Raw genomic sequence first — 23,767 nt, forward strand, 5'->3', positions numbered from 1 at the left:
CGCGGCCGTGAAGACCGATTTCGGCGCTCCGGGTGAAGTCCGCACCCGAACGCCACGAAGACGTGCGCAAGCTGCACCTCGTGGGGGGCTCGGGTAGGTCTCCCGGCTGATGGGTTCAGGGGGCCTTTCGGGCTCCCAGCGCCGCGTCCACCTTCCCAGGCCTCATCAGAGGCCCAGTGGTCTTTGGAGGCGGCTCCCCACTCACGGTGGCGGTACCGCGCCGGTTTCGCACCGGCTTCCCTGTTATGCCCAGAGGGCACCCGAGGTGTGGATTGTCAGATGGATGCTCGGTAGTCCCGTTTCGCGCCCGGCGTCAAGGACGTCGCGCCGCGGCCGCGGGGCAGGCGCTCGCCCTGCGGCGGCTGCCCCGCGGCCGCGGCGCGCGCTGGCGTGTTCGCGGCGGCCGTCTGGCGGCACGCGCTGGCGTGTTCGCGGCGGCCGTCTGGCGGCGCGCGCCGGCGTGTTCGCGGCGGCCGTCTGGCGGCGCGCGCCGGCGCGTTCGCGGCGGTCGTCTGGCGGCGCGCGCTGGCGCGTTCGCGGCGGCCGTCCGGCGGCGCGCGCTGGCGCGTCTCACGCCGGAACGAGCTCCGTGATGAGCCGCGCGCGCGGGCTTCCGCCGCGGGCCGTCCAGCGCGTCGCGGGCCGCCGAGCGCTCCCGGCGTCCGGAGGTCCGGCGCGGCGGAGGGGCGCGCTGTACCGCGCCCGGCCTCACGGCATTGCGAGCGGCCGGTCAGCCGCTGCCGCGATGTCCACCGCGTGTGGTGCCGTCCTGTCGAGCCGACAGGCTGCGCTGCGCGCGCTCGCGCCCTCCGGGGGCAACGTGGCTTCCGCGAAATTGACCGAGACGCACGCGGACAAGCTTCCTCGAAAAAGCTGCAAGCGATGTGCTTCTGTGGTTAAAGTCTCTTTACTTGTTCATCCCGGGATCGCCGCTCGCTCCCCGGGGGCCCGCTCGGAGCGTGCGCCGCCCCGCGCGTGCTGCGCACGTTCCGGTGATTTTCTCGCTGCAGTGTGCTTTGTTCGTCCTGGCTCTTTACTTGTGAGCGAGTGTTCCGTGCCAGGCTCGCTTCGTCGCGGAGCCTGGCGTGAACGGCGGCGGGCTCTCGTGTTCTCTTTTCGAGGGCGCGGCGAGCGACTCCGCCGGACGCTGCTCCGGCGCGGGTATGCCCGGCTCGAACGCGCATTCGCGAAAATCGGCGATGTGCGCGCTGCGCTGTCACCTGGCTGTCATCGTGCCGGTAGCAATTCGCTCATCCGCGTGCAGCGGTTGCACTTTGTTATCGACAACCTGCTTCCGGGTGCCACACTCCGATCACCGCATGCGCACCGGCGCGGTTTCCCCCCCCGGCCCGGAGCGCGTGCGGGCTATCTCGAGCACCGCAGCGGACGTTCTCCGCGCCGCTGCGGTTTCCCTACCGCGGTCATGTCTGGCCCCCCTCCAGCATGACACGCGGTCTTTTTTTGGGGTCTCCTGGCGCGCTGTTCGAAAACTCACTTTCCTGTGAACGTGGCCTTCGATTTCGCCAGGAACGCTTTCATTCCGAGCTGTTGGTCCTCGCTGCCGAAGAGCGCGGCAAAGGCCTGGGCTTCCAGCTCGTTGGCGGCGGTGAGGTCGAGGCTCTCGCCGCGCAGCAGGACGCGCTTGGCGGCGGCGACGGCGAGCGGCCCGCGCGAGGCGATTTTGAGGGCGGTCTCGCGGGCGCGCGCGAGGAGCTCGGCCGCCGGGAAGACGGCGTTGACGAGGCCGATCGAGAGCGCCTGCTCGGCGGTGATCATGTCGCCTGAATAGATGAGCTCGCGCGCGCGGCCGGGGCCGACCCGCCGCAGCAGCCGCTGGGTGCCGCCGAACCCGGGGATGACGCCCAGGTTCACCTCGGGCTGGCCGAGCTTGGCGCCTTCCGCGGCGTAGATGAAGTCGCAGGCGAGGGCGAGCTCGCAGCCGCCGCCCAGCGCGAAGCCGTTGACCGCGGCGATCACGGGGAACGGGGCGGTCTCGATGAGGTCGGCGAGGCGGTGGCCTGCTTCGGCGAACCGCTTCGCGGCGATGCTGTTCATGGCGGCCATCTCCGCGATATCGGCGCCGGCAACGAACGCCTTGCCGGCGCCGGTGAGCACGGCCGCGCGCACCTCGCTGCCCTGCGCGAGGAGGTCGTGGAAGGCCGCGGTGAGGTCGCCGAGGACGGCGGGGTTCAGGGCGTTGAGCTTGTCGGGCCGCTGGATGGTCACGGTGGCGACGTGGCCCGCGCGCTCGACGGCGACGAGCTGGAGCGCACCGCGAGCAGGGACCCCCGGCTGCTGTTCTTGAGCGGTCATGACCGGTGGTTAGCAGCGCCCGGCGCCGGGGGGAAGCGCGCGCCGTGCGCCGGGGAAGGGGGCATTTCGTGCCCGCCTGGGCCCACTGTGCTGAGCCGACGAACGAGCGATTTCCAGCGGAAGTCACGCGCCCGTTCTGGAATATGGAACGAACTCCGAGTCTCGAGCGGCCCCAGCAAGCGCCCTGCGCTGGCGCCTATTCGTCACTTTGATAAGTGCGCACGGCCCGCGCGCTATCGAGGGGAGTCGCGCAGACAGGCCGTCTTCCGAACCGCAGCGCAGCCCCGCCATCCACCCCCGTCCCGCCCTGGAGAGAGCCAGCGGAGGAGGGGGTGCCGCGCGGGGGGCCGGCGGGGTAGGGCCCCACAAACCCGAGCGCCGGCGTGCTCCTTGCGACGCCCTCCGGGACCGACCCACCCATTCCCACGGCAATAGCCCCCCAAAAGGCGCGAGTTTGTGGGAGGGGCCCCCGCCGGCCCCCCGCGCGGCACCCCCTCCTCCGCTGGCTCCGTCGCAGCCGCGCCCCCCTCCACTACACCGCCCGCCCCGTCTTCTGCCCCTTCTCGTCGTACACGTAGAACCCCCGCCCGCTCTTCTTCCCGTACCACCCCGCCGCCACCAGGTTCCGCAGCAGCGTGGGCGCCCGGTACTTCGAGTCCCCGAACTCCCGGTGCAGCACCTCCGCGATCGAGAGCACCGTGTCCAGCCCGATCAGGTCCGCGAGCTCCAGCGGCCCCATCGGGTGGTTCAGCCCGAGCCGCGCCCCCGCGTCGATGTCCTCCGGCGTGGACAGCCCCTCCTGGAGCGCGAAGCACGCCTCGTTCAGGAACGGGATCAGCATCCGGTTCACGATGAACCCCGGCTGGTCCTTCGAGGTGATCACCGTCTTGCCGAGCCCCACCGCGAGCGCCCGGACGGCCTCGTACGTCGCGTCCGACGTCTGCACCCCCCGGACGAGCTCGACAAGCTTCATCAGCGGCACCGGGTTCATGAAGTGCATACCGATGACCAGCTCAGGCCGGCCGGTCACCGCCGCGAGCCGCGTGATCGAGATCGACGACGTGTTCGACGCCAGGATCGCCCCCTTCGGCATCGCCGCGTCCGCGAGCTTGAAGATCCCGCTCTTCACCTCGAAGTTCTCGGTCACCGCCTCGACGGCCAGGTCGACCCCCGACAGGCCGGCGATGCCGTCCGCGACCGCCACGCGGCCGAGGAGCGCCTCCCGCGCCTCGGCGGCCAGCTTGCCCTTCTCCACCAGCTTCGCGAGGATGGCGGCGATCTGGGCCTTGCCCGACTCCGCCAGCGCCCTCGAGACGTCGCACAGGACCACCTCGAGGCCCGCGGCCGCGGCGACCTGGGCGATGCCTCGCCCCATCTGGCCCGCGCCGATCACCCCGAAGCGCTTGATCGTCGTAGCTTCCATGGCCGCGGTTGATACCCGAAGCCGAGGGCGCGGTGAACCGCCCATGCCGACGGCCCGCCCGCTGGCCGTCCCCGCAGCAGAAGCACGCGAAAGCTCCGCCCGCGCTTCCCGACCCGCGGGGGCGAGGAACCTTGAAACCGCGGCGGCCGCCCGGCTATCTTCGCCCGGCCCGTGAACGGACCGGACCGATCTCGCGAGGTCCGCGGAGAGACGATGAGCGTTGAGACGATTCGGATGGCCCTTGGGCGCCTGCAGGATGAGCCCGAAAACGAGGCGGCCTGGAACGAGCTCGCGGAGGCCGTGACCGCTCCGAACAACGGCGCGGGCGCCGGGGACGTCGAGCGCCTGCTCGGCGCCGCCCGCGCGCGGCACGAGCAGCGGCGCGAGTGGCAGGCCGTCGCCCGCCTGCTCGAGCTGGAGATCGCGCTCGCCGCCGGCAGCCCGGTCGAGGGCGCGATGCAGGCGGAGCTCGCCCGCGTCTACCACGAGGAGCTCATCGACGTGGACCGCGCGACGGCCGCCTACAAGCGGCTGCTCGAGCTGCGCCCCGACGACGACGACGCCGCCGAGGCCCTCGAGACCGACGCCTCGAAGCGCGAGCGGTGGCGCGACCTCGTGGACCGCTACGTGGCCGAGGCCGAGGCCGCGACGGACGGCGCCTTCAAGAGCGCGCTCACCACGAGCGCGGCCGACATCGCCTACCGCTACGGCCGCGCCGAGCTCGGCGAGAAGGTGACCGAGCTCATCGATCTCGCCCTCAAGCTCGACCCGAAGAACCGCCGCGCCGCCAACCTCGCGGAGATCGCCTTCGCCGCCGCCGGCGACTGGGAGGCCGTCGTCCGCGTCCAGTCGCTCGTCAAGGCCGAGGCCCAGGCCAAGGAGGACCGCGTCGCGGCGGGCCTCCGCGCGGCGCGCACGATCAAGACCCACCTGAGCGACCCGGCCCGCGCGGTCGCGGCCTACGAGGAGGTGCTCGACCTCTCGCCGGGCCAGCCCGAGGCGCTCTCGTTCCTGGCCGAGGCGTACTCCGCCGCGGGCGACTGGGATCGCCTGGTCGCGCTGTACGAGGACCAGCTCCGCAGCGGCGGCGTGAAGCCCGGCGAGGAGCTCGGCATGCTCGTGCAGATCGCCATGGTCCACTGGCGCATGCGCGGCCAGCCCCAGGCGGCCGAGCCCTATTTCGACCGCGTGCGGCGCGCCGACGCGGCGCACGCCGGGATGCTCAACTTCTACCGCGAGGTCCTGGAGCAGCGCGGCGACAAGCCGCGGCTCACGACCATCCTCACGGACGCGCAGCGTGCCCTGCCCGACGGCCCCGAGAAGCGCGCCATCGCCACCGAGCTCGCGCGGCTCGCCGAGTCGCAGGAGAACGCCGCCAAGGCGATCGAGCAGTACAAGTCCGTGCTCCGGACCGACCCGGAGAACCGCCAGGCGCGCGACGCCCTGAAGCGCCTCTACCTGCAGACCGAGGGGTACAACGCCCTCGTCGAGCTCTACCGGCAGGATCTCGAGCGCACGCCCGCCGACGACGTCGCCGGCAGGGTCGCCGTGCTCCGCGAGATCGCCGGGATCTACCGCGACCGCGCCAAGAACGACGCGGCGCTCGTCACGGTCCTCACCCAGATCGTCCAGCTCGACGACAAGGACGTGGACGCCGTGCGGGAGCTCACCCGCATCTACGAGGCGCTCGGCCGCTGGCGCGACCTGCTCTCGTACCAGCAGCGCCTCGCCGAGCTGACCGAGAGCCGCGCCGAGAAGGCGGGGCTCTACCGCGCGGTCGCGCGGCGCTGGTTCGACCAGTTCTCGAACGTGCAGAACGCCATCGCGGCGTACGAGGCGCTGCTCACCGTCGAGCCGATCGACGAGGAGGCGCAGCAGAAGCTCCGCGAGCTGTACCTGAAGCGGCGCGCGTGGCCGCAGCTCTACTCGCTCTACGAGCGCAAGCTCGAGAGCGCCGAGGGCGCTGCGAAGATCGAGCTCCTCGGCGAGATGGCCAAGCTCGCGGCCGAGCGGCTCGATCGCGGCGCCGACGCGATCGCGCTCCAGAAGCGGATCCTCGAGCTCGACCCGAGCGCCCCCGGGGTGCTCGACGCGCTGGAGAAGCAGGCCGAGCGCGAGAAGGACTTCGCCACGGTCGCCGAGGTGCTCGAGCGGCGCGTCGACCTCGCGGCCGACGACGCCGCGCGCCTCGTCTCGCTGCAGAAGCTCGGGGCCGTGTACGCCGAGCGCCTCAAGGACCCGGCCCAGGCGGCGCGGACGTGGCGGCGGGTGCTCACGCTCTCGCCGGGGCACGCGCGCGCGCTCCGCGTCCTGCGCGACGCGTACTTCGCCGCGGGCGACTGGGACGGGCTCGAGGAGCTCTACGCCTCGCAGAACGACTGGGAGGGCCTCGTCGACTTCCTCTCGGGCGCGGCGGACAAGGCGACCGACCCCGCGACGAAGCTCGACATCTCCTTCCGCGCGGCGCGGATCTTCGAGGAGCAGCTCAAGGCGCCCGAGCGCGCCGCGCGCTCGTACGAGCGCGTGCTCAGCGTCTCGCCGCGGGACGCGCGCGCCGCGGCGGCGCTCGTGCCGATCTACGAGGAGGAGGAGAAGTGGGCCCGGCTGCCGGCGCTCTACGAGATCCTCCTCGACGCGACCGACGACGCCGAGGCGCAGGTCGGCATGCTGCGCAAGCTCGCGGCGGTGACGGGCGGCCCGCTCTCGGACAAGGCGAGCGCGCTCGGCTACGCGCGCCGCGCCTACGAGCTCAAGCCCGACGAGGAGGGGCTCGACCTGCTCGAGGCCTGGTCGCGGGCGGCGGGCTCCTGGGGGCCGTTCGTCGAGGCGGTCGAGGGCCGGCTCCGGACGGCGACCGACCTCACGACCGACGTCCAGCGCACGCTCCGGCTGAAGCTCGCCGAGGTCTACGCGCGCGAGATGGGCAAGCTCGACGAGGCGGTGACGGTCTACCGCGGCCTCGTCGAGGACGACCCGTCCGACGACGCCACGGTGAGGGCGCTCGACGCGCTCCTCCGCGCGAACGAGCGGCAGGCCGACCTCCGGTGGCTGTTCGAGCTCCGGGCGAGCCAGGTCGGGGGCGAGGACCGCGCCGAGATCCTCGAGGAGTGGGCGACGCTCGAGGAGGAGGTCTTCGGCGACCCGGCGAAGGCGATCGAGCTTCTGCGCAAGGTCATCGCGCTCGCGCCCGGGCGCATCAACGCGCTCCGGGTGCTCTCGCGGCTCCTGAACGCCGCGGGCGAGTACGAGGCGGCGGCCGAGATCGTGGCCACGCACCGCGACGTCAGCGAGGGCGACGAGCGGGCGCGGCGCGAGATCGAGCTCGCGACGCTCTACCTCGACCGGCTGGACCGGCCCACGGACGCGTTCGAGGCGGCGGTGCGCGCGCTCGAGCTGACGGCGCACGACCCGGACGCGATCGCCGTGCTCTCGCGGCTCGTCGAGCGCCCGGAGACGCGCGTGCGCGCGGCCCGGGTGCTCGCGGTCGAGTACGCCGAGACGGGCAACCACCGGCGCGAGGCCATGGCCCTGCGGGTGATCCTCGAGGCGGAGCGGGATCCGGAGCGCCGGCGGGAGCTCTACCTCACGCTCGCGAACGTCGAGGAGACGAAGCTGCACGCGGCGGGGACGGCGTTCGACGCGCTGCTCCGGGCGCTGCACGAGTTCTCGGACGACATCGAGCTCTGGGACCGCGCCGCGGAGCTGTCGCGCCGCGCCGGCCGCCCGACCGATCTCGCGGAGGCCTACCGCGTGCACCTCGTCGCGGGGCGCACCGAGGGCGACAAGGTGCTCGGCAGCTCCGTGGAGGTCGAGCTCTGCGAGCGCGCGGCGAGCCTGCACGACGAGCAGCTCGGTGACCCGGAGGGCGCGAAGCCCTACCTGGAGCGGGTGCTGAGCCTCGACCCGAACAACCACCGCGCCTTCGAGCGGCTGAAGCAGATCCTGACCGCGGCCGAGCGCTGGGGCGAGCTCGAGGAGCTCTACGACCGCGCCGCCAAGGGCACGACCGACCAGAGCGAGCGCATCGAGCTGCTCAACGAGGTGGCGCTGATCGCCGAGGAGATCATCGGCGACGCGGCCAAGGCGATCGGCTACTACGAGCGCATCCTCGAGCTCGATCCGTTCTACACGGCGGCGCTCGACTCGCTGGAGAAGCTCTACGAGCGCGAGGGGCGCTTCCGCGACCTCGCGGCGCTCCTCGAGCAGCGCCTGAAGACGGCGACCGAGGCCGAGAGCGTGGAGATGAAGCTGTCGCTCGGCAGCATCTACCTCGACCGGCTGCACGAGCCGGAGGGGTCGCTCGGCCACCTCGAGGACGTGCTCCGCATCCGGCAGAACGACCCGAAGGCGCGCGAGCTCGTCGAGCGGCTGCTCGACATCGGGGCGCTCCGGCTCCGGGCGGCGCGCGTGCTCGAGGCGGTGTACGAGGCGCGGGACGAGATCCGGCAGCTCGTGCGGGTCCTCGAGATCCGGCGCCACGGCGCGGAGACCGAGTCGGAGCAGCGCGAGCTGCTCCGCCGCGTGAGCGTGCTCCAGGACGAGCGGCTCAAGGACGACGCGGGCGCGTTCGCCAGCCTGTCGGAGCTGCTGCCGCTCGAGCCGGAGGACCTCGCGGCGCGCGAGCGGCTCATCGAGATCGGCCGGCGCCTCGGCGAGCACGAGCAGGTGGCCGAGGTGCTCACGGCGGCCGCCGACGCGTGCGGGACGGCCTCCATCCGCGGCGAGATCCTCATGGAAGTCGCGCGGATCTGCGAGGACCTCCTCGGCGACGCCGACCGGGCCGAGAAGGTCTACCGGCGCGTGCTCTCCATCGATCCGACCGACCCCTCGCTGGTGATCCCGGCGGCGCAGGCGCTCGGCCGCATCTACGCGGCGAAGGAGGAGCACCAGGCGCTCGCGGGCGTGCTCGCGATCGAGGTGCGCCTCGAGGAGGACGCCGACACGCGGCGGTCGCTCTACGAGCGCATCGGCACGCTGTACGAGACGGTGCTCGACGACCCGACCAAGGCGATCGAGGCGTGGCAGGCGCGGCTCGGCGACGACAGCGCCGACGCGGCGGCGCTCGCGGCGCTCGAGCGGCTCTACGAGCGGACCTCGCAGTGGCGCGAGCTCGTCTCCGTGCTCCGGGCGCGGGAGCAGTCGACCACCGAGCCGGAGGAGCGGCGGCGCGCCATGACCAAGGCGGCCGAGACGCTCGCGCAGCGGCTCGCCGACGTGCCCGAGGCGATCAACGCGTGGCGCGCGGTGCTCGACGAGTTCGGGCCCGAGCGCTCGACCCTCGCGGCCCTCGAGGCGCTCTACGAGCTCGACGAGCGCTGGGTCGACCTCGCCGAGACGCTGGAGACGGACCTGTCGCTCGCGGTGGAGACGCCCGCGCGGCTCGACCTGCTCGCGCGGCTCGGCGACGTGCGGCGGCTGCACCAGGGCGACGCGGCGGGGGCGCTCGAGGCGTACCGCCAGGCGCTCTCGCTCGACCCGTCGAACGCGCGCTGCCGCGCGGCGCTCGAGGCGATGCTCGAGCGCGACGACGCGCGCCGGGACGCGGCCGAGACGCTCGAGCCGCTCTACGAGGCGGACGGCGACGCCGAGCGCCTGCTCCGGGTCCTCGAGATCAAGGTCGAGACCTCGGATCTGCCGAGCGAGCGGCTCGCCACGCTGCAGAAGGCGCTCCGCACGGCCGAGGGGCCGCTCGGCGACACGTCGCGGGCGTTCGGCTACGCGCTCCGCGGCGTGCGCGAGGCGGCGGGCGAGCCCGACGTGACGACCTGGATCGAGACGGTCGAGCGGCTGGGCGAGGCCACCGGGCGCTGGGCCGAGGTGTGCGAGCTGTTCCAGCGCATCGCGCCGGACATCCTCGACGGCGACGTGCAGCAGAACGTCCGGCTCCGGGTCGGCGAGCTCGCGCGGCACAAGCTCGACAACCGCGAGCTCGCGGTCGAGCAGTACAAGAAGGCGCTCGAGGCCCACGGCGACGACCGGCGGGCGATGATCGCGCTGGAGGAGCTCTACGGCGAGGCGAACGACGCCGGGCGGCTGCTCGAGATCCTGAAGCTCCGGGTCGAGAACGCCGAGAGCGACGAGGAGAAGACGGGGCTGCTCTTCCGGATCGCCGAGCTCGAGCGGGGCCCGCTCGCGGACCAGGCGGGCGCGATCGCGACCTACGAGACGATCCTCGACATCGCGCTCCACCCGGACGCGATCGCGGCGCTCGACAGCCTCTACCGCGAGGCGGGGCGCTTCCAGGACCTCATCCGGCTCTACGAGCGGCAGCTCGACGTGCGCGCCGGCGATCTCGCCGAGCTGCACGTCAAGATCGCGCTCGTCGCGCACCGGCACACCGAGGACCTGGAGCGCGCGTTCGACGAGCTGTCCGAGGCGCTGCTCATCGATCCGGCGCACGAGGGCGCCGTCTCGCTGCTCGAGACGATCCTCGCGGGCTCGGCCGAGGCCGAGCACCGGGCGCGCGCCGGCGAGATGCTCGAGCCGGTGTACCTGCGCCGGGCGGACTGGAACCGGGTGCGGGTCGCGCTCGAGGCGCGCCTCGCCGCGAGCCAGGACCCGGTCGAGCGCCGCGACCTCCTGCAGCGGCTCGCGACGCTGCACGAGGAGCAGCTCGAGGACTACCGCGCGGCCCTGGAGACGGTGGCGAAGCTCCTCCACGAGGACCTCACCGACGAGGGGGTCTGGGCGGAGCTCGAGCGGCTCGCCAAGGTCGCGAGCGCCGAGCGGCGGCTCGCGGAGATCTACGCGGCGGAGCTCGGCGAGCTCAGCTCGGACGACGCGTCGAGCGCGAAGCTCAGCCGGCGCACCGGCGAGCTCTACGCCGAGCTCGGCGACGTGGCCGACGCGCTGAAGTGGTACCGGCGCGCGCACGAGTTCGAGCCGGACTCGCGCGAGCTGTTCGACGCGATCGACGGGCTGCTCATCAAGGAGGGCCGCCACGCCGAGCGCATCCAGCTCTACCGCGCCGCGCTCGACTACCGGAAGGACGAGGACCGGCTCGACGCCCTGCACACGATCGCGCGCCTGGAGCGGACGGAGCTCCGCGAGCCCGCGCTCGCGATCGAGACGTACCGCGCGGCGCTCGACGTCGACGAGGACGACGCCCGGGCGCTCGACGCGCTGACCGAGCTCTACCGCGAGCTCGACCGGCCGCGCGACCTCGCCGACCTCTACCTGCGCCGCGCCGAGGCGGCGCCGAACGGCGAGCGGGCGGCGCCCTACCGGCTGGCGCTGGCGGAGCTGCTCCGCACGCGCCTCGAGGACACCGCGGGCGCGATCGATCAGCTCGAGGCGATCGTCGGCGAGGTGCCGACGCACGCCGAGGCGATCCGGGCGCTCGAGGCGCTGATCCAGGACCCGCAGCACAAGGCGCGGATCGTCGAGATCCTGCGGCCGCTCTACGAGGGGGCGGACGACTGGCGGCAGCTCATCCGGCTCAACGAGGAGCGGTTCGGCCTCGCGTCGGACGCGCGCGACAAGGTCGCCGTGCTGCGCGAGACGGCGAAGCTCTGGGAGACGCGGGGGAGCGACGAGCTCCGCGCCTTCGACGCGATCCGGACGGCGTTCAGCCTCGATCCGGACGACGGCGAGACGCGCGGCGAGCTCGAGCGGCTCGCCGAGCAGCTCGGCGCCTGGGAGGAGCTCGCGGAGAGCCTCGAGCAGGGCGTGACGATCACGTCCGACGAGCTCACGAAGCGCGAGCTGCTCTCGTCGCTGGCCAAGGTCTACGACACGCGCATCGACGACCCGCGCCGGGCGCTCCGCGCCTACGCGCGCCTGTCCGCGCTCGACCCGAGCGACCCCGAGCCGCTCGAGCAGATGGACACCCTGGCCGTGCTGCTCAGCGACTGGGACACGCTGATCTCCGTCCTCGAGAAGAAGAGCGAGATGGCGTCGGACGAGGAGAACGCCTCGATCTGCCGGCGCATCGCCGAGACGAAGCTCGAGATGCTCGAGGACACCGAGGGCGCCATCCAGGCGTACGAGCGGGCGCTCGAGCTCGACCCCGAGAGCGCGATGACGATCGACGCGCTCATCGAGCTGCACGAGCCCCGCGGCGCCGCGAGCCGGCTGGTGGAGCTCTACGGCCGCCGCGTCGAGCTCGCGGGCCCCGACGAGGAGGAGCTGCGCTACGACCTCAACGTCCGCGCCGCCGAGCGCTACGAGAAGGACCTCTCGAGCCCTCGCGACGCGATCACGGCGCTCACCGCGGCGCTCGACGCGAAGGCGGGCGACCCGGCGGTGCTCTCCTCGCTCGAGCGGCTCTACCGGGCCGAGCGGATGTGGGACGAGCTCCTGTCGAACCTCATGCTCCAGGCGAGCGCCGCCGCGGACCGGGACGCGCGCGTCAAGCTGCGGACGGCGATCGGCGATCTCTACGCGCGGGAGCTCGAGAGCCCGAGCGACGCGATCGAGCAGTACCGGCTCGTCCTCGACGAGGATCCGGCGAACGATCACGCGATCCAGGCGGTCCGGGCCATCGGCGAGGGCCGCGAGGAGCTGCGCCTCGACGCGGCCCAGGTCCTCGAGCCCGTCCTCCGCGCGGCCGGCCGGCACGAGGAGCTCGCGGCCGCGCTCGAGCTGCGCCTGCGCGCGCAGACCGAGCCGTCCGACCGGGCCGAGACGCTGCGGGCGATCGCGGCGGTGCAGGACGTGCAGCTCGGTCGCCCGCTCGAGGCGGAGCAGGCGCTGCTCCGCGCCCTGGAGGACGCGCCGGACGACGCGTCGCTGCACGGCGAGATCGAGCGGCTCGCGGAGCGCACCGACGGCTTCGGCCGCTACTGCGACGCGCTCGCGCAGCGGGCCGCGTCGACCTTCGACGCGACGATCGCGAAGGACCTGTTCCTCCGGATCGGCCGCATCGCCGAGGAGAAGCTCAAGGACGACCGGCGCAGCGCCCAGGCCTACGCCAAGGCCGTCGAGCACGCCGGCGACACGCCGGAGCTCCTCGAGGCGCTCGATCGGCTCTACGGCCGCCTCGGCGACGAGAAGGCGCTCGCGGACGTGCTCGAGCGGCGCGTCGCGGTGACGAGCGGCGATCGCGACCAGGCGGATCTCTTCTACCGGCTCGCGGTGATCCAGATCGAGTCGTTCGGCGACAAGGCCCAGGGCCTGAACACCCTGCGGCAGGCGCTCGATCGCGCGGTCGATCACGAGCGGGCGAGCGCCGCGATCGAGGCGCTCACCGAGGACCCGGCGCTGTTCGACGAGGCGGCCGAGGCGCTCGAGGGCGTCTACCGCACGCGGGGCGACAACGCCGCGCTGGCGCGCCTCTACGAGAAGCGCATCCGCTTCGCGCCGACCGGCGTGGAGCGGATCCGGATGCGCCTCGACCTCGCCAAGGTGCTCGAGGTGCGCTCGAACGACCCGCGGGCGGCGCTCGAGACCCTCGAGAAGGCGCTCGCCGACGACCCGTCGGACCCCGACGTGCTCGGCGAGATCGAGCGCCTCGCCCCGCTGACGGGCGGCTGGGCGAGCGCCGCGGCCGCGCTGGAGCGGGCGGTGCGGGCCGGGGCCGACCTCGACGGCGACACGGCGCGCGACCTCTGGATGCGCATCGCCGAGTGGCAGAAGAACAAGGTGGGCGACCCGAAGGCCGCCGAGGCGGCGTACGAGGCGGCGCTCACGCACGATCCCACGAGCGAGCACATCCTGCGGTCGATCGAGGAGCTGCAGCGGGCCCCCGGGCGCGAGCGCGACCTCATCGGCACGCTCCGCCGGATCGCGGCCCTCGACGGCATGGAGGGGACCGCGGCCGAGCTCCGCCGCGAGGCGAAGGAGCTGGCCGAGCGCGCGCTCGCCGACCGGGAGCTCGTCGAGGCGATCCTGCGCGAGATGATCGCCGCGGACGAGGGCGACACCTGGGCGCTGGCCGAGCTCACGAAGGTGCGCGAGGAGGCGGGCGACCACAAGGAGGTCTTCCGGCTGCTCGTGCGCCAGTCCGAGCTCTACGCCGAGGCCGATCGCATCCGCGACGCGCGGCACGCCGCCGCGGCGGTCGCGCGCGAGAAGCTCGGCGACGACGCCGCGGCGATCGAGCTCTACGAGACGCTGTTCGAGGCCGACCCGGGCGACGCGCGCGCCGCGACCGCGCTGCGCGAGCTCTACGCGAAGGCCGGCAAGCACAAGGAGCTGCTCTCGCTCCTCGAGCGGCTCACCGACCTGGCCGAGTCCCCCGAGGCCCGCTCGGCGCTGCGGCTCGAGAGCGCGGAGATCTGCCTCTCGCGGCTCGACGCGGTGAGCGAGGCGACCGAGCACCTGCGCGCGGTCCTCGACGAGCAGCCCGACAACGAGAAGGCGACGGTCCTGCTCGCGCAGCTGCTCGAGAAGACCGGCCGCGATCAGGAGCTGTCGGATCTGTTCGTCACGCAGATCGAGCGCGCGAAGGACCGCGGCGACGTCGCGGCGGAGCTCTCGTACAGCGTCCGCCTCGGCGAGGTCTACGAGACCCGGCTGAACGACACGGCCCGGGCGATCGAGACCTACCGCGCGGTCCTCGAGCGCGAGCCGCGCCACCCCGGCGCGCTCCTCGCGCTGGCCCGCCTGCACGAGCAGCGCGGGGAGAAGGCCGAGGCGGCGCAGCGGCTCGAGGTGATCCTCGAGGACGCGAGCGGCCCCGAGGCGGTGAGCACGTCGCTCCGGCTCGCGGATCTGCACCGGTCCCTCGGCGACGAGGGCGCGGTCCGGCGCGTGCTCGAGCGGGGCCTCGCGGCGGACGCGTCGGCGCAGGACATCCGCAAGCAGCTGCTCGCCCTCTACGAGAAGCAGCAGGCCTTCACCGAGCTCGCCGATCTCATCACCGGCGACGCGGAGACGGCGGCGCAGCCGGCCGAGAAGGTGGCGCTCTACCGCAAGGCGGCGGGCATCCACCTGACGAAGCGGAACGACCCCGGCCGCGCCGCGGACCTCCTCGTCAAGGCCACGGAGCTCGTGCCGGGCGATCGCGAGCTCCTGCTCGCGCTGTGCGACGCGTACAGCGCCTCGGGCCGCGGCCAGAAGGCCGCCGAGGCGCTCCAGCAGATCGTCGAGTCCTACGGCGGCCGCCGCTCGAAGGATCTCGCCGCGATCCACCACCGCCTCGCCAAGGCCTACCTGGCCGAGGGGCAGCGGGAGCGCGCGCTCGCCGAGCTCGACACCGCGTTCAAGATCGACCCGGGCTCGATCGCCATCCTCCGCGACCTCGGCGTGCTGGCGCTGGAGCTGTCGGAGTCGGGCGACGACGCGGCGAAGGCGGCGCACATCGACCGCGCGCAGAAGACCTTCCGCGCGCTGCTCCTCCAGAAGCTCGACGAGGGCGCGCCGATCAGCAAGGGCGAGGTCTTCTATTACCTCGGCGTGATCAGCCACCGTCAGAACGACGACAAGAAGGCGATCCAGATGCTGGAGCGCGCCCTCGACAACGAGAAGGACTTCGCCCCGGCGAAGGAGCTCCTGGCGCAGCTCAAGAAGTGACGTAATCTCGCCGTGTGACGCGGCTCGTCAGCATCGACGGTGTCATCCATCGGCCGGAGGAGGCCAAGGTCTCGGTCTACGACCGCGGCTTCCTCTACGGCGACAGCGTCTTCGAGACCATCCGCACCTACGGCGGCGAGCCGTTCGCGCTGGAGGAGCACCTCGCCCGCCTGGAGCGCTCGGCCGAGCGGATCGCGATCGCGCTGCCGATCCCCCGCGACGAGCTCGGCCGCGAGGTGCGCGCGCTGCTCCGGGCCGCGACCGCGGCGGAGGGCGCCGGAGCGACGGCGGGCTCGGCGGGCGCCGCGGGCCCGGCTGGCGCCGCGGGCGCAGCCGCGCCGCTCGAGAGCTACGTCCGCGTGATGCTCACCCGCGGCAGCGGCCCGCTCGGGCTCGATCCCGCGCTCGCGGGCGCGCCCCTCCGCGTCATCGTCGTCGAGCCGCTCAAGCCGCTGCCGGGCGCGCTCTACCGCGACGGGATCTCGGCCATCACGACCCCCACCCAGCGGGCCGGCGACGCGGCGCCGGGCGCCAAGGTCTCGAACTACCTCGAGAGCCTCCTCGCCCTGCGCCAGGCGCGGGCCGCCGGGGCCCACGAGGCGCTGATCCTCGACCCGTCCGGCCACGTCGTCGAGGGCACGACGTCCAACGTTTTCCTGGTGGAGCGGCGGCCGCCCGCGCACGAGGGCGCGGAGGACGCGGGGCACCTCTTGATCACGCCGCCCAGGGAGGCCGGGATCCTCGTCGGCATCACCCGGGCCAACGTCATCGACGTCGCGGGCGAGCTCGGCATCCCCGTGTGCTGCGAGCCGGTCACGATGGCCCGCCTCCTCGCTGCCGAGGAGGCGTTCATCACCTCGAGCCTCCGCGAGATCGTCCCGGTCGTGCGCGTGGACGGGCACGCGATCGGCGCGGGCGTCCCCGGGCCGAAGACCCGGGCGCTGCACGCCGCATTCCGCAAGAAGGTCGGTCTCGGTGAAGCGCCTCTCCCGTGGGAGGCGCCCTGAGCCGCGGCGGCCGGCCGGACCGCGTCGAAATCTTGCGATCCAGGATGTGCCGCTCGGGGACCACGTCCAAGAAGCGGGCCAGCGCGCTCCGTGCGCGGCCGGACGGGGCTCGGCCCTCGCCCGCCGTACAATTTGCTCGAGAGGAATCCATGATGAATCGCTCGCTTCGAATCGCCTGCTTCTTGATCTGCGCGGCCTCTGCCGCAGCGACGGCCGGGTGTGTCATCACCGCCGAGACCCTCGTGCGCTACGAAGGCAACGACGAGAGCGTGCGCGTCGAGTACCTCCCGACCCAGAGCATCCGCATCGTGAGCGACAACGGCGACGTCGAGGTCCGCACCGGGGACGTGAGCGACGTCGTGGTCACCTTCTCCCCGTTCACGATGCGCAAGAAGGACGAGAACCAGCTCGCGGTGCAGGAGATCGAGGAGGACCTCGATCTCGTCGCGAAGACCGACCGCGACATCGTCATCACGACCGGTACCAGGCGCAACGCCTCGGGGTACCTCGGCGCCGACATCGAGGTCGTCCTGCCGAACGACTTCGACGGCGGGCTCCGCATCGAGCAGGACAACGGCAGCGTCGACGTCGACCTCGACCGCGTCCCGTCCCGCGGCACGACCATCGTGAGCAACAACGGCAGCATCGACCTGGTCGGCGCGCGCGGCGCGATCGACGTGGCCACCAAGAACGGCAGCGTCTTCGTCGACCTCGACGCGTGGAGCAGCTCGGACGGCGCGATCTCCTCCGGCAACGGCGCGATCGAGCTCTCGGTACCGGCGGGGGTCGACGGGACGATGACCGCGCAGACGCTCAACGGCGACGTCGTGGAGCAGGGCATCCCCTCGACGTGGGCGACCGCCGGGGAGGGCAGCGCGACGTCGTACACGATGGGCGACGGCGACGGCGGCCTCCTCGAGCTCTTCACCGAGAACGGCGACATCACCATCGACGTGAAGTAGCTCCGCCAGGACAAAAGCCGAGAGGCGAGCGCCGGAAGGATCCGGGCTCGCCTCTCGGTTCTTTGTGTCGAGCGCGCCGGTGTCGCCGGCGCCCTCGATCACGCGCCGGCGTCGCCGGCGCCCTCGATCACCCGCCGGCCGCCTGCTGCGCCTCGGCGCCCTCGCCGCTCGGCGCCTCGCCGCCCGCGCCCTCGGCAGGCGCCTCGCCGCCCCCGGCCGGCGCGGCCGCGCCCGCCGGGACCGGCACCCGCAGCTGCCCGCCGCCCTGCTGCGCGAGCACGCCGAGCGCCTTCTGGAAGAACGCCGCCAGGAAGGGGATCTCGCGCGGCGGCGAGGTGATCAGCCCCGCCTCCTTGATGGCGCGCGCCACGGCGAGGGCGGCGGTGGCCGCCGCGTCGCCCTTGCGCGCGCGCAGCGAGACCGCGCTGCTCCGGATGCGCGTCGCGAGCTGCCCGCGCACCTCGGGCGAGAAGAACCGGTCGGTCGCGAGCTCGAGCTCCTCCCGCAGCGCCGTGTTCACCAGCGCGGGATCGCGCATCCCGGCGGTCCCGAGCCGCTGGCCGACCTTCTGCAGGAGCTCGTCGAGCGCCTGCCGCGCGGGCAGCCAGTGCCGGAACTCCGGCTCGTCGTGCAGCGAGGCGGAGCCGGCGATGTGCGACGCCACCTGCTCGTCCGTCAGGCTCTCCTCGAGGTCGGCCACCGGGTGCCGCGGCTCGGCCTCGGGCGCGGGCTCGACGAGATCGCGACACCCCTCCAGCCCGAGCGGCAGGACCTGCCCCGACGCGGCGTTCTGCCGCTTCGCGAGCGCGATCCGGTGGCGGGCCCACTCCAGCGAGACGGGCACGGGCGCCGTGCCCAGGTTGTCCTGCGCGCGCGCCCGGCCCTCCTTGAGCTGCGAGCCGCTGAGCCACCCCGCGCCGGCGTGCACCACGCCGACCCCCTCGCGCACGATCACCTCCGCGATCCGGTAGCGGCCGCTGGTGTCGCGGCTCGTGATCGCGATCGCCTCGGTGCCGCTCGAGTCCGGCGGGATCAGCGTCGCCTCGACCACCTCGGCGCGCTCCTCGGCGAGCCGCACCACGCGCGGCCGCGTCGGGATCGCCGCCCCGCGCGACTTCATCACGTTGAGCGCGCGCCGCGCCGCCTTCCGCGCCGCGCCGGAGGCCTCCTCCGACTCGGCGGCCGCCGCGATCGCCTCCGCGTTGGAGGCGCCGAGCCAGGCGTCGACGAGCGCCGGCGCGGCGTCGCCCGCCGACCGCAGCGCCTCGATCGCCCGGTCCCAGCCCGCCGCGAGCACCTCGGCGTCGAACTCGACCTTGGCCGCCTCGGCGCCCGCGCTGCCCTCGGGCCGCGCCCCGCCGTCGGCCTTGCTCTTCGCGGCCGATGTCGCCTGCTTCGCCTTCGCCTTCGCGGCGAGCGCCTCGCGCGCCGTGAGCGCCGGCTTGTCCGCCGCCGCGACCTGCTTCGCCTTGGCCGCCGGCAGCGCGAACAGGAGGTGCGCCGGCTTGGCCGGGCCCTGCGGCCGGCCGCCCTTGCCCGTCACCACCGTCGCGGCGGCGCCCTGGCCGACCACGGTCACCATCCGGTCGCTCTGCTGCTGCTTCGCCGCCGCGGGCGCTCGTCCCTCGGCGCCCGAGGGCCGCGCGTCCCCGCCGCCCGTCCGTCCGCCTTCCGCGACCGGCCGCGCCGACAGCCCGCGGTCGGGCCTCGGCCCCCGGTCGGGGCGCGGGCCGCGGTCGGGGCGCGGGCCGCGGTCGGGCCTCGGGCCGCGGTCGGGCCTCGGCCCCCGGTCGAACCTGGGCCCCCGGTCGGGCCTCGCGCCCTGCTCCCCGCCGGCCCCCTGCGCCGCGCCGGGTCCCTGCTCCGGCCTGGGGCCGCGGTCGGGCCGCGGTCCCCGGTCGGGGCGCGGGCCGCGGTCGGGCCTCGGCCCCCGGTCGGGGCGCGGGCCGCGGTCGGGCCTCGGCCCCCGGTCGAACCGCGGCGCGCCGGAGGGCGCGGCGGCTCGCTCGGGCCTGGGCGCGCGGTAGTCGCGCACGACGCGCGGCGCGGCCGTGGGCGGCGGCGCGGCGTCTTCTGTCGTGGGTGGCGTCGTGGGCGGCGTCGTGGCCGGCGGCGGCGCGTCCGCCAGCGCCGGCCGCTTGCGGGGCGCGATCACGTCCAGCAGCGAGCCCTGCGGCTCCTTTGCGGCGGCCTTCGCCGAGGGGCGCGGCGCCTCGCCGGCGGGCTGCGCCGAGGCGCCCTCGGACGGCTCGTCGGCCCGCTTCGCGGAGGCCGCCGTGCTCGCCGAGCGGACGACCCTGCGCGCGCGCGGCTTGTCTCCGCTCTCTGCATCGGGGGCGCCCTCGTGCGCAGGTTCGGGAACTGCGCTGGCGGTCCGCTCCGTGCTCTCGCTCTCGTTCTTTGTGCTCATGTCGAGGCTCCCGGGGACATTTTGGAGATGGGGGCCGCGGCCGCGGCTCCCCGATTATCGCGATAGATGGGCAACAGCTTCGATCTCGACGGCGGCGCCCTTGGGCAGCGCCGCCACCTGCACCGTCGCCCGTGCGGGCGGCGCGCCGCCGACGGCCGCCCCGTACACCTGGTTGACGACGGCGAAATCGGCGAGGTTCGTCAGGTAGATCGTGGTCTTCACCACGTCGTCCCAGCCCGCGCCGGCCGCGGACAGCACCTCGGTCAGGTTCTTGATCACCTGGGCCGTCTGCGCCTCGATCCCCCCTCCGACGAGCTCGCCCGTCGCGGGATCGATCGGGATCTGGCCGCTGCAGAACACGAGGTCGCCGGCCCTGACGGCCTGCGAGTAGGGCCCGATGGCGCGCGGTGCCCGGTCGGATGTGATTGCGGTTTTGGACATGTCGACCTCTGAATCGTGGAGCGCCCCGGCGTGCGGAAGGCCCGCCGGCCCCGGCCCTCGCTCGCGTGGGTCGGGGGCCGAGCTGCGCGGTGTTCGCTAGCCGAAGCTCTTCCGGCCTTCGATGGCTCGCCCCAGCGTCACCTGGTCGGCGAACTCCAGATCTCCCCCGTGCGGTACGCCGCTGGCAATCCGCGTGACCTGGATCCCCATGGCGCCGAGCTCGCGCGCGAGGAGCAGCGCGGTCGCCTCCCCGTCGACCGAGGGCGGGGTGGCGACGAGCACCTCCCGCACCGGCTGCTCGGGGTCGCGCACGCGCGCCCGGAGCGCCTCGAGGGGCAGCTCCTCGGCCCCGACGCCCTCGAGCGGCGAGAGGAGCCGGCCGAGCACGAAGTAGCGCCCGCGCATCGCCCCGCTCCGCTCGATCGCGAGCAGGTCCTGGACGCGCGCGACGACGCAGAGGAGGGCGCCGTCGCGCCGCGAGTCCTGGCAGATGGCGCAGAGCGCCCGGCCGTCGTCGTCGAGCTCGGCGATGTGGCCGCACCGGGTGCACGGCCGGATGTGGTCGCAGAGCTCCGCGAGCTCGCTGCCGAGGTCGCGCGCGGTGTCCTCGCCGGCGGTCACGAGGAAGAGGGCGAAGCGCTGCGCCGTCTTCTCGCCGACGCCCGGCAGGCGGGCGAGCAGCTGGGCGACGCGCGACAGCCGGCCGGGCAGGCCGCCGGGCGCGCTGCGGAAGCCGGCGGGGCCGCCGTTCGGGAGCTTCGAGGAGCCGGGGAGCGAGGCCGGGGGACGCAACGCGATCAAGTGTGCATGCCGGGGAGCTTCACGCCGCCGGTCACCTTGGCGATCTCGCTCTCGACGAGCTTGTCGGCCGTCTCGAGCGCCGAGTTCGACGCGGCGACGATGGCGTCGAGCGCCATCTCGAGGCCCTCGCTGGCGAGGAAGGCGGGGTCGACGTCGATCCTGCGCACCTTTCCCTCGCAGGAGACCACGACGGTGACCTTGTCGCCGGCGGCGGTCGCGCTCACCTCGCGGTCCTTCAGCTCGCCCTTCACCTGGTCGATCTTGCGCTGCATGCGCGCCGCCTGGCGAACCAGCTCATTCATTCCGCCGCGAAATTGCATGGTCAGACGGCGGTCTATGCCGTGAACCGCGCCGCGCCGCAACCGGGAAGGGGACGCGGAGAGCCCGGCCGGCCCTGCCCGGTCCGGTCCGTCTCGCCGCGAGCGGGCGCTTCCGCCTCTCCAGGGACTCCTCGGCGACTCCCCGGCGACTCCCCGGCGCGCGTCGGCCGCCCCGGCCCTGGCGGAGCGGGGGTGCGTTTCGAGCGGCAACTCTGGCAAACTGACCGGAATGCGGGGCGCCGTCCGTGCCGGTCACAGCTGCGGCGACGCGCCCGCGAGAAGGTGCTAGTCGAGCAGCGTATGAGCTACGTCGTCCTCGCGCGGAAATGGCGCCCGCAGTCCTTCGAGGATCTCGTCGGCCAGGAGCACGTATCCACGACGCTCGCCAACGCCATCGCGCGGGATCGCGTCGCGCACGCCTTCCTGTTCACGGGCGTCCGCGGGGTCGGCAAGACGACGAGCGCGCGCATCCTCGCCAAGGCGCTGAACTGCGTGCACGGCCCCACGGCGAAGCCGTGCCAGGCGTGCCCGGCGTGCGCCGAGATCACCGTCGGCGCGGACGTCGACGTCCAGGAGATCGACGGCGCGAGCTACAACGGCGTCGACGAGGTGCGCAAGCTCCAGGAGAGCCTGCCGTACCGGCCGGCGCGCGACCGGTTCAAGATCTTCATCGTGGACGAGGTCCACATGCTCTCGAACGCGGCGTGGAACGCGTTCCTGAAGACGCTGGAGGAGCCGCCGCCGCACGTGAAGTTCATCTTCGCGACGACGGAGGTGCACAAGGTCCCGGTCACAATCCTGAGCCGGTGCCAGCGCTACGACTTCAAGCTCATCGGGGCGCAGCAGATCGCGGCGCGGCTCCGCTGGGTGCTCGATCAGGAGAAGATCCCCGCCGACGATCCGGCGCTCAGCGCGCTCGCGCGGGAGGCGGCGGGGAGCATGCGCGACGCGATGAGCCTGCTCGACCAGGTGATCGCGTGGGTGGGGACGAGCGGCGATCGCATCACGGCCGAGGGCGTGGCGAAGGTGCTCGGCGTCGCCGATCGCGTGGTGCTGCACCGGCTCGCGGAGGCGCTCGTGGACGGCGATCCTGCGGCGTGCGTGCGCATCGTCGGCGAGCTCGCGCAGGAGGGGTACGACCTGCCGCACGTGGCCCGCGACTTCCTCGCGCACCTGCGCGATCTCGTGGTGGCGAAGGTCTGTGACGATCCGGCGCCGCTGCTCGATCTGGCCGACGAGGAGGTCGCCGACGCGCGGGCGCTCGCGGCGCGCGCGGACGCGGACGATCTCACGCGGCTGCACCAGGGCTTCTCGCGCGCGTTCGACGACATCGTCCGGAGCGGCCAGCCGCGGGCCTCGCTGGAGATGGCGCTCGTGCGGCTCGCGAGGCGGCCGCCGCTCTTGCCGATCGACGAGCTGCTGCGCCGCCTCGGCGATCTCGAGCGGCGCCTGAACGGCGGTGGCAACGGCGGAGGCGGCGGCGGCGGCGGCGGTGCGCCGGAGCGCGCGCCGCAGCGGCCCGGCGTGCCGTCCGGCGGCGCGGCTGCGCCCCGGCGCGGCGCGGCGGAGGCTGCGCCGGAGGACGCGCGGGCGGAGGCGCGCGGTGCGGGCGCGGCGCCGGCGTACGGCGGGGCGGCGAGCGGGGCGGCGAGGGCGAACGGCGCGGCGGCGAGCGGCGCGGCGGTGAACGGCGCGGCGGTGAACGGCGCGGCGGCGAACGGTGCGCCGGCGAACGGCGCGGCGGCGTACGGCCCACCGGCGAGGGCGAACGGCGCAGCGGCGAACGGCGTCGCGTTCGCGAGCGGCGCGCCGGGCGGGGGCGGGGTGGCGAGGGCGAGCGGCGCGGTGGCTGCGGGCGGCGCGGTGGCTGCTGCCTATGGCGCGCCGGCGGCGGGCGTGGTGGCGCGCCCGAGCGGCGGCGTTGCGGCGAACGGCGCGGCGGCGAACGTCGTCTCCCTCGTGAACGGCGCGCCGGGCGTGAACGGCGCGGCGGCGTCCTTCGCGGGCAGCGCCGCGCCGGCGTTCGCGGGCGCGGCCGCGCCGGCGTTCGCGAAGGCGCCGTACGCGAACGGCGCGGCCGCGCCGGCGTACCGCCCCGACAGCGCCCCGCCTCCGTCGCCGCGCGGCGCGCTGTACTCCGTTCCGCAGAGCGCCCCGGCGGCCCCCGCGCCGTCGGGCCCGGTGTCAAGGACGAGCAGCGCGCCGCCCCCGGCGATGAGCGCCAGCGACCTCGCCACCTGGCGCGCGGTGATCACCGCGGTCCGGGCGCAGCGGCCGGCGCTCGCCTCGGTGCTCGAGCACGCGGCCGTGCTGGAGCTCTCGCCGACGCGCGTCGTCCTCGGCTACGAGGCGAACTCGTTCCTGTCGGGCCAGGCCACCGAGCCGGCGGCCCGCGACATGCTCGCCCGGGTGCTGCATGCCCATTTCGGCGGCCCCGCCGAGCTCGTTTTCGAGACGGTCACCCGCGGCAGCGCCGGCCCGTCGCTCGCGCAGGTCGAGACGGCCGAGCGCAAGGCGCGCGTCGAGGCCGCCCGGCGTGCCGTGGCCGACCACCCCCTCGTCACGGCCGCGATCGAGCTGCTCGGCGCGGAGCTCAAGGACGTGCGGCTCTCTCAAGAGTTCGCCGACGGGTGAGC

10 protein-coding genes and 1 riboswitch are annotated in these 23,767 nt (G+C 74.0%); of the genes, 4 read left to right on the forward strand and 6 right to left on the reverse strand.

Annotation, left to right across the window (positions count from 1 at the left end; translation table 11 throughout):
- Positions 1–75: 75 nt before the first annotated feature.
- Positions 76–279, reverse strand: a riboswitch (cobalamin riboswitch).
- Positions 280–1,491: 1,212 nt separating this feature from the next.
- Both WME98_RS25920 and WME98_RS25925 read right to left on the reverse strand, forming a co-directional pair.
- Positions 1,492–2,313 (reverse strand): enoyl-CoA hydratase/isomerase family protein, encoded by an 822-nt coding sequence (locus tag WME98_RS25920; protein ID WP_437953732.1) that lies wholly within the window; start codon positions 2,311–2,313, stop codon positions 1,492–1,494.
- Positions 2,314–2,845: 532 nt separating this feature from the next.
- Complete coding sequence (locus WME98_RS25925) at positions 2,846–3,736, reverse strand: 3-hydroxyacyl-CoA dehydrogenase family protein (RefSeq protein ID WP_437953733.1); 891 nt, start codon at positions 3,734–3,736, stop codon at positions 2,846–2,848.
- A 234-nt stretch (positions 3,737–3,970) separates the two neighbouring features.
- Between WME98_RS25925 and WME98_RS25930 the strand changes: the two genes are divergently transcribed.
- The 3 genes from WME98_RS25930 (at position 3,971) to WME98_RS25940 (ending at position 17,159) form a co-directional block, all read left to right on the forward strand.
- Positions 3,971–15,190, forward strand: coding sequence for a tetratricopeptide repeat protein (locus WME98_RS25930; protein ID WP_437953734.1), 11,220 nt, complete (start codon positions 3,971–3,973; stop codon positions 15,188–15,190).
- 14 nt (positions 15,191–15,204) lie between these two features.
- Positions 15,205–16,197 (forward strand): aminotransferase class IV, encoded by a 993-nt coding sequence (locus tag WME98_RS25935; RefSeq protein WP_437953735.1) that lies wholly within the window; start codon positions 15,205–15,207, stop codon positions 16,195–16,197.
- A gap of 152 nt (positions 16,198–16,349) precedes the next feature.
- Positions 16,350–17,159, forward strand: coding sequence for a hypothetical protein (locus WME98_RS25940; RefSeq protein WP_437953736.1), 810 nt, complete (start codon positions 16,350–16,352; stop codon positions 17,157–17,159).
- Positions 17,160–17,286: 127 nt separating this feature from the next.
- On the opposite strand, the gene WME98_RS25945 is transcribed toward WME98_RS25940, so the two are convergent.
- From WME98_RS25945 to WME98_RS25960, 4 genes are all read right to left on the reverse strand, one after another.
- Positions 17,287–19,569, reverse strand: coding sequence for a hypothetical protein (locus WME98_RS25945; protein WP_437953737.1), 2,283 nt, complete (start codon positions 19,567–19,569; stop codon positions 17,287–17,289).
- Positions 19,570–19,623: 54 nt separating this feature from the next.
- Positions 19,624–20,010: a RidA family protein gene (locus WME98_RS25950; protein ID WP_061621620.1), complete on the reverse strand. Its 387-nt coding sequence runs from the start codon at positions 20,008–20,010 to the stop codon at positions 19,624–19,626.
- Between the two features lie 96 nt (positions 20,011–20,106).
- Positions 20,107–20,811, reverse strand: a complete 705-nt coding sequence (recR, locus tag WME98_RS25955) for a recombination mediator RecR (RefSeq protein ID WP_437953738.1) — start codon at positions 20,809–20,811, stop codon at positions 20,107–20,109.
- Positions 20,808–21,113: a YbaB/EbfC family nucleoid-associated protein gene (locus WME98_RS25960; RefSeq protein ID WP_237244945.1), complete on the reverse strand. Its 306-nt coding sequence runs from the start codon at positions 21,111–21,113 to the stop codon at positions 20,808–20,810. Before WME98_RS25960 ends, recR begins: the two co-directional genes overlap by 4 nt.
- A gap of 318 nt (positions 21,114–21,431) precedes the next feature.
- Here WME98_RS25960 and dnaX point away from each other — a divergent pair, with 318 nt between their 5' ends.
- Positions 21,432–23,765 carry a DNA polymerase III subunit gamma/tau gene (gene dnaX / locus WME98_RS25965; protein ID WP_437953739.1) on the forward strand — a complete coding sequence of 778 codons (2,334 nt, stop codon included), beginning with the start codon at positions 21,432–21,434 and terminating at the stop codon, positions 23,763–23,765.
- Positions 23,766–23,767: the final 2 nt, after the last annotated feature.

Origin of the sequence: Sorangium sp. So ce296 (genome assembly GCF_051529605.1) — a bacterium.
In the GTDB taxonomy this organism is placed as follows: Bacteria; Myxococcota_A; Polyangia; order Polyangiales; family Polyangiaceae; genus Sorangium; species Sorangium cellulosum_D.

Coding starts and splice junctions, on each gene's coding strand:
- WME98_RS25920 (WP_437953732.1), bottom strand. CDS start 2,313: ATGACCGCTCAAGAACAGCAGCCGGGGGTCCCTGCTCGCGGTGCGCTC.
- WME98_RS25945 (WP_437953737.1), bottom strand. CDS start 19,569: ATGAGCACAAAGAACGAGAGCGAGAGCACGGAGCGGACCGCCAGCGCA.
- WME98_RS25940 (WP_437953736.1), top strand. CDS start 16,350: ATGAATCGCTCGCTTCGAATCGCCTGCTTCTTGATCTGCGCGGCCTCT.
- dnaX (WP_437953739.1), top strand. CDS start 21,432: ATGAGCTACGTCGTCCTCGCGCGGAAATGGCGCCCGCAGTCCTTCGAG.
- WME98_RS25950 (WP_061621620.1), bottom strand. CDS start 20,010: ATGTCCAAAACCGCAATCACATCCGACCGGGCACCGCGCGCCATCGGG.
- WME98_RS25925 (WP_437953733.1), bottom strand. CDS start 3,736: ATGGAAGCTACGACGATCAAGCGCTTCGGGGTGATCGGCGCGGGCCAG.
- WME98_RS25930 (WP_437953734.1), top strand. CDS start 3,971: ATGGCCCTTGGGCGCCTGCAGGATGAGCCCGAAAACGAGGCGGCCTGG.
- WME98_RS25960 (WP_237244945.1), bottom strand. CDS start 21,113: ATGAATGAGCTGGTTCGCCAGGCGGCGCGCATGCAGCGCAAGATCGAC.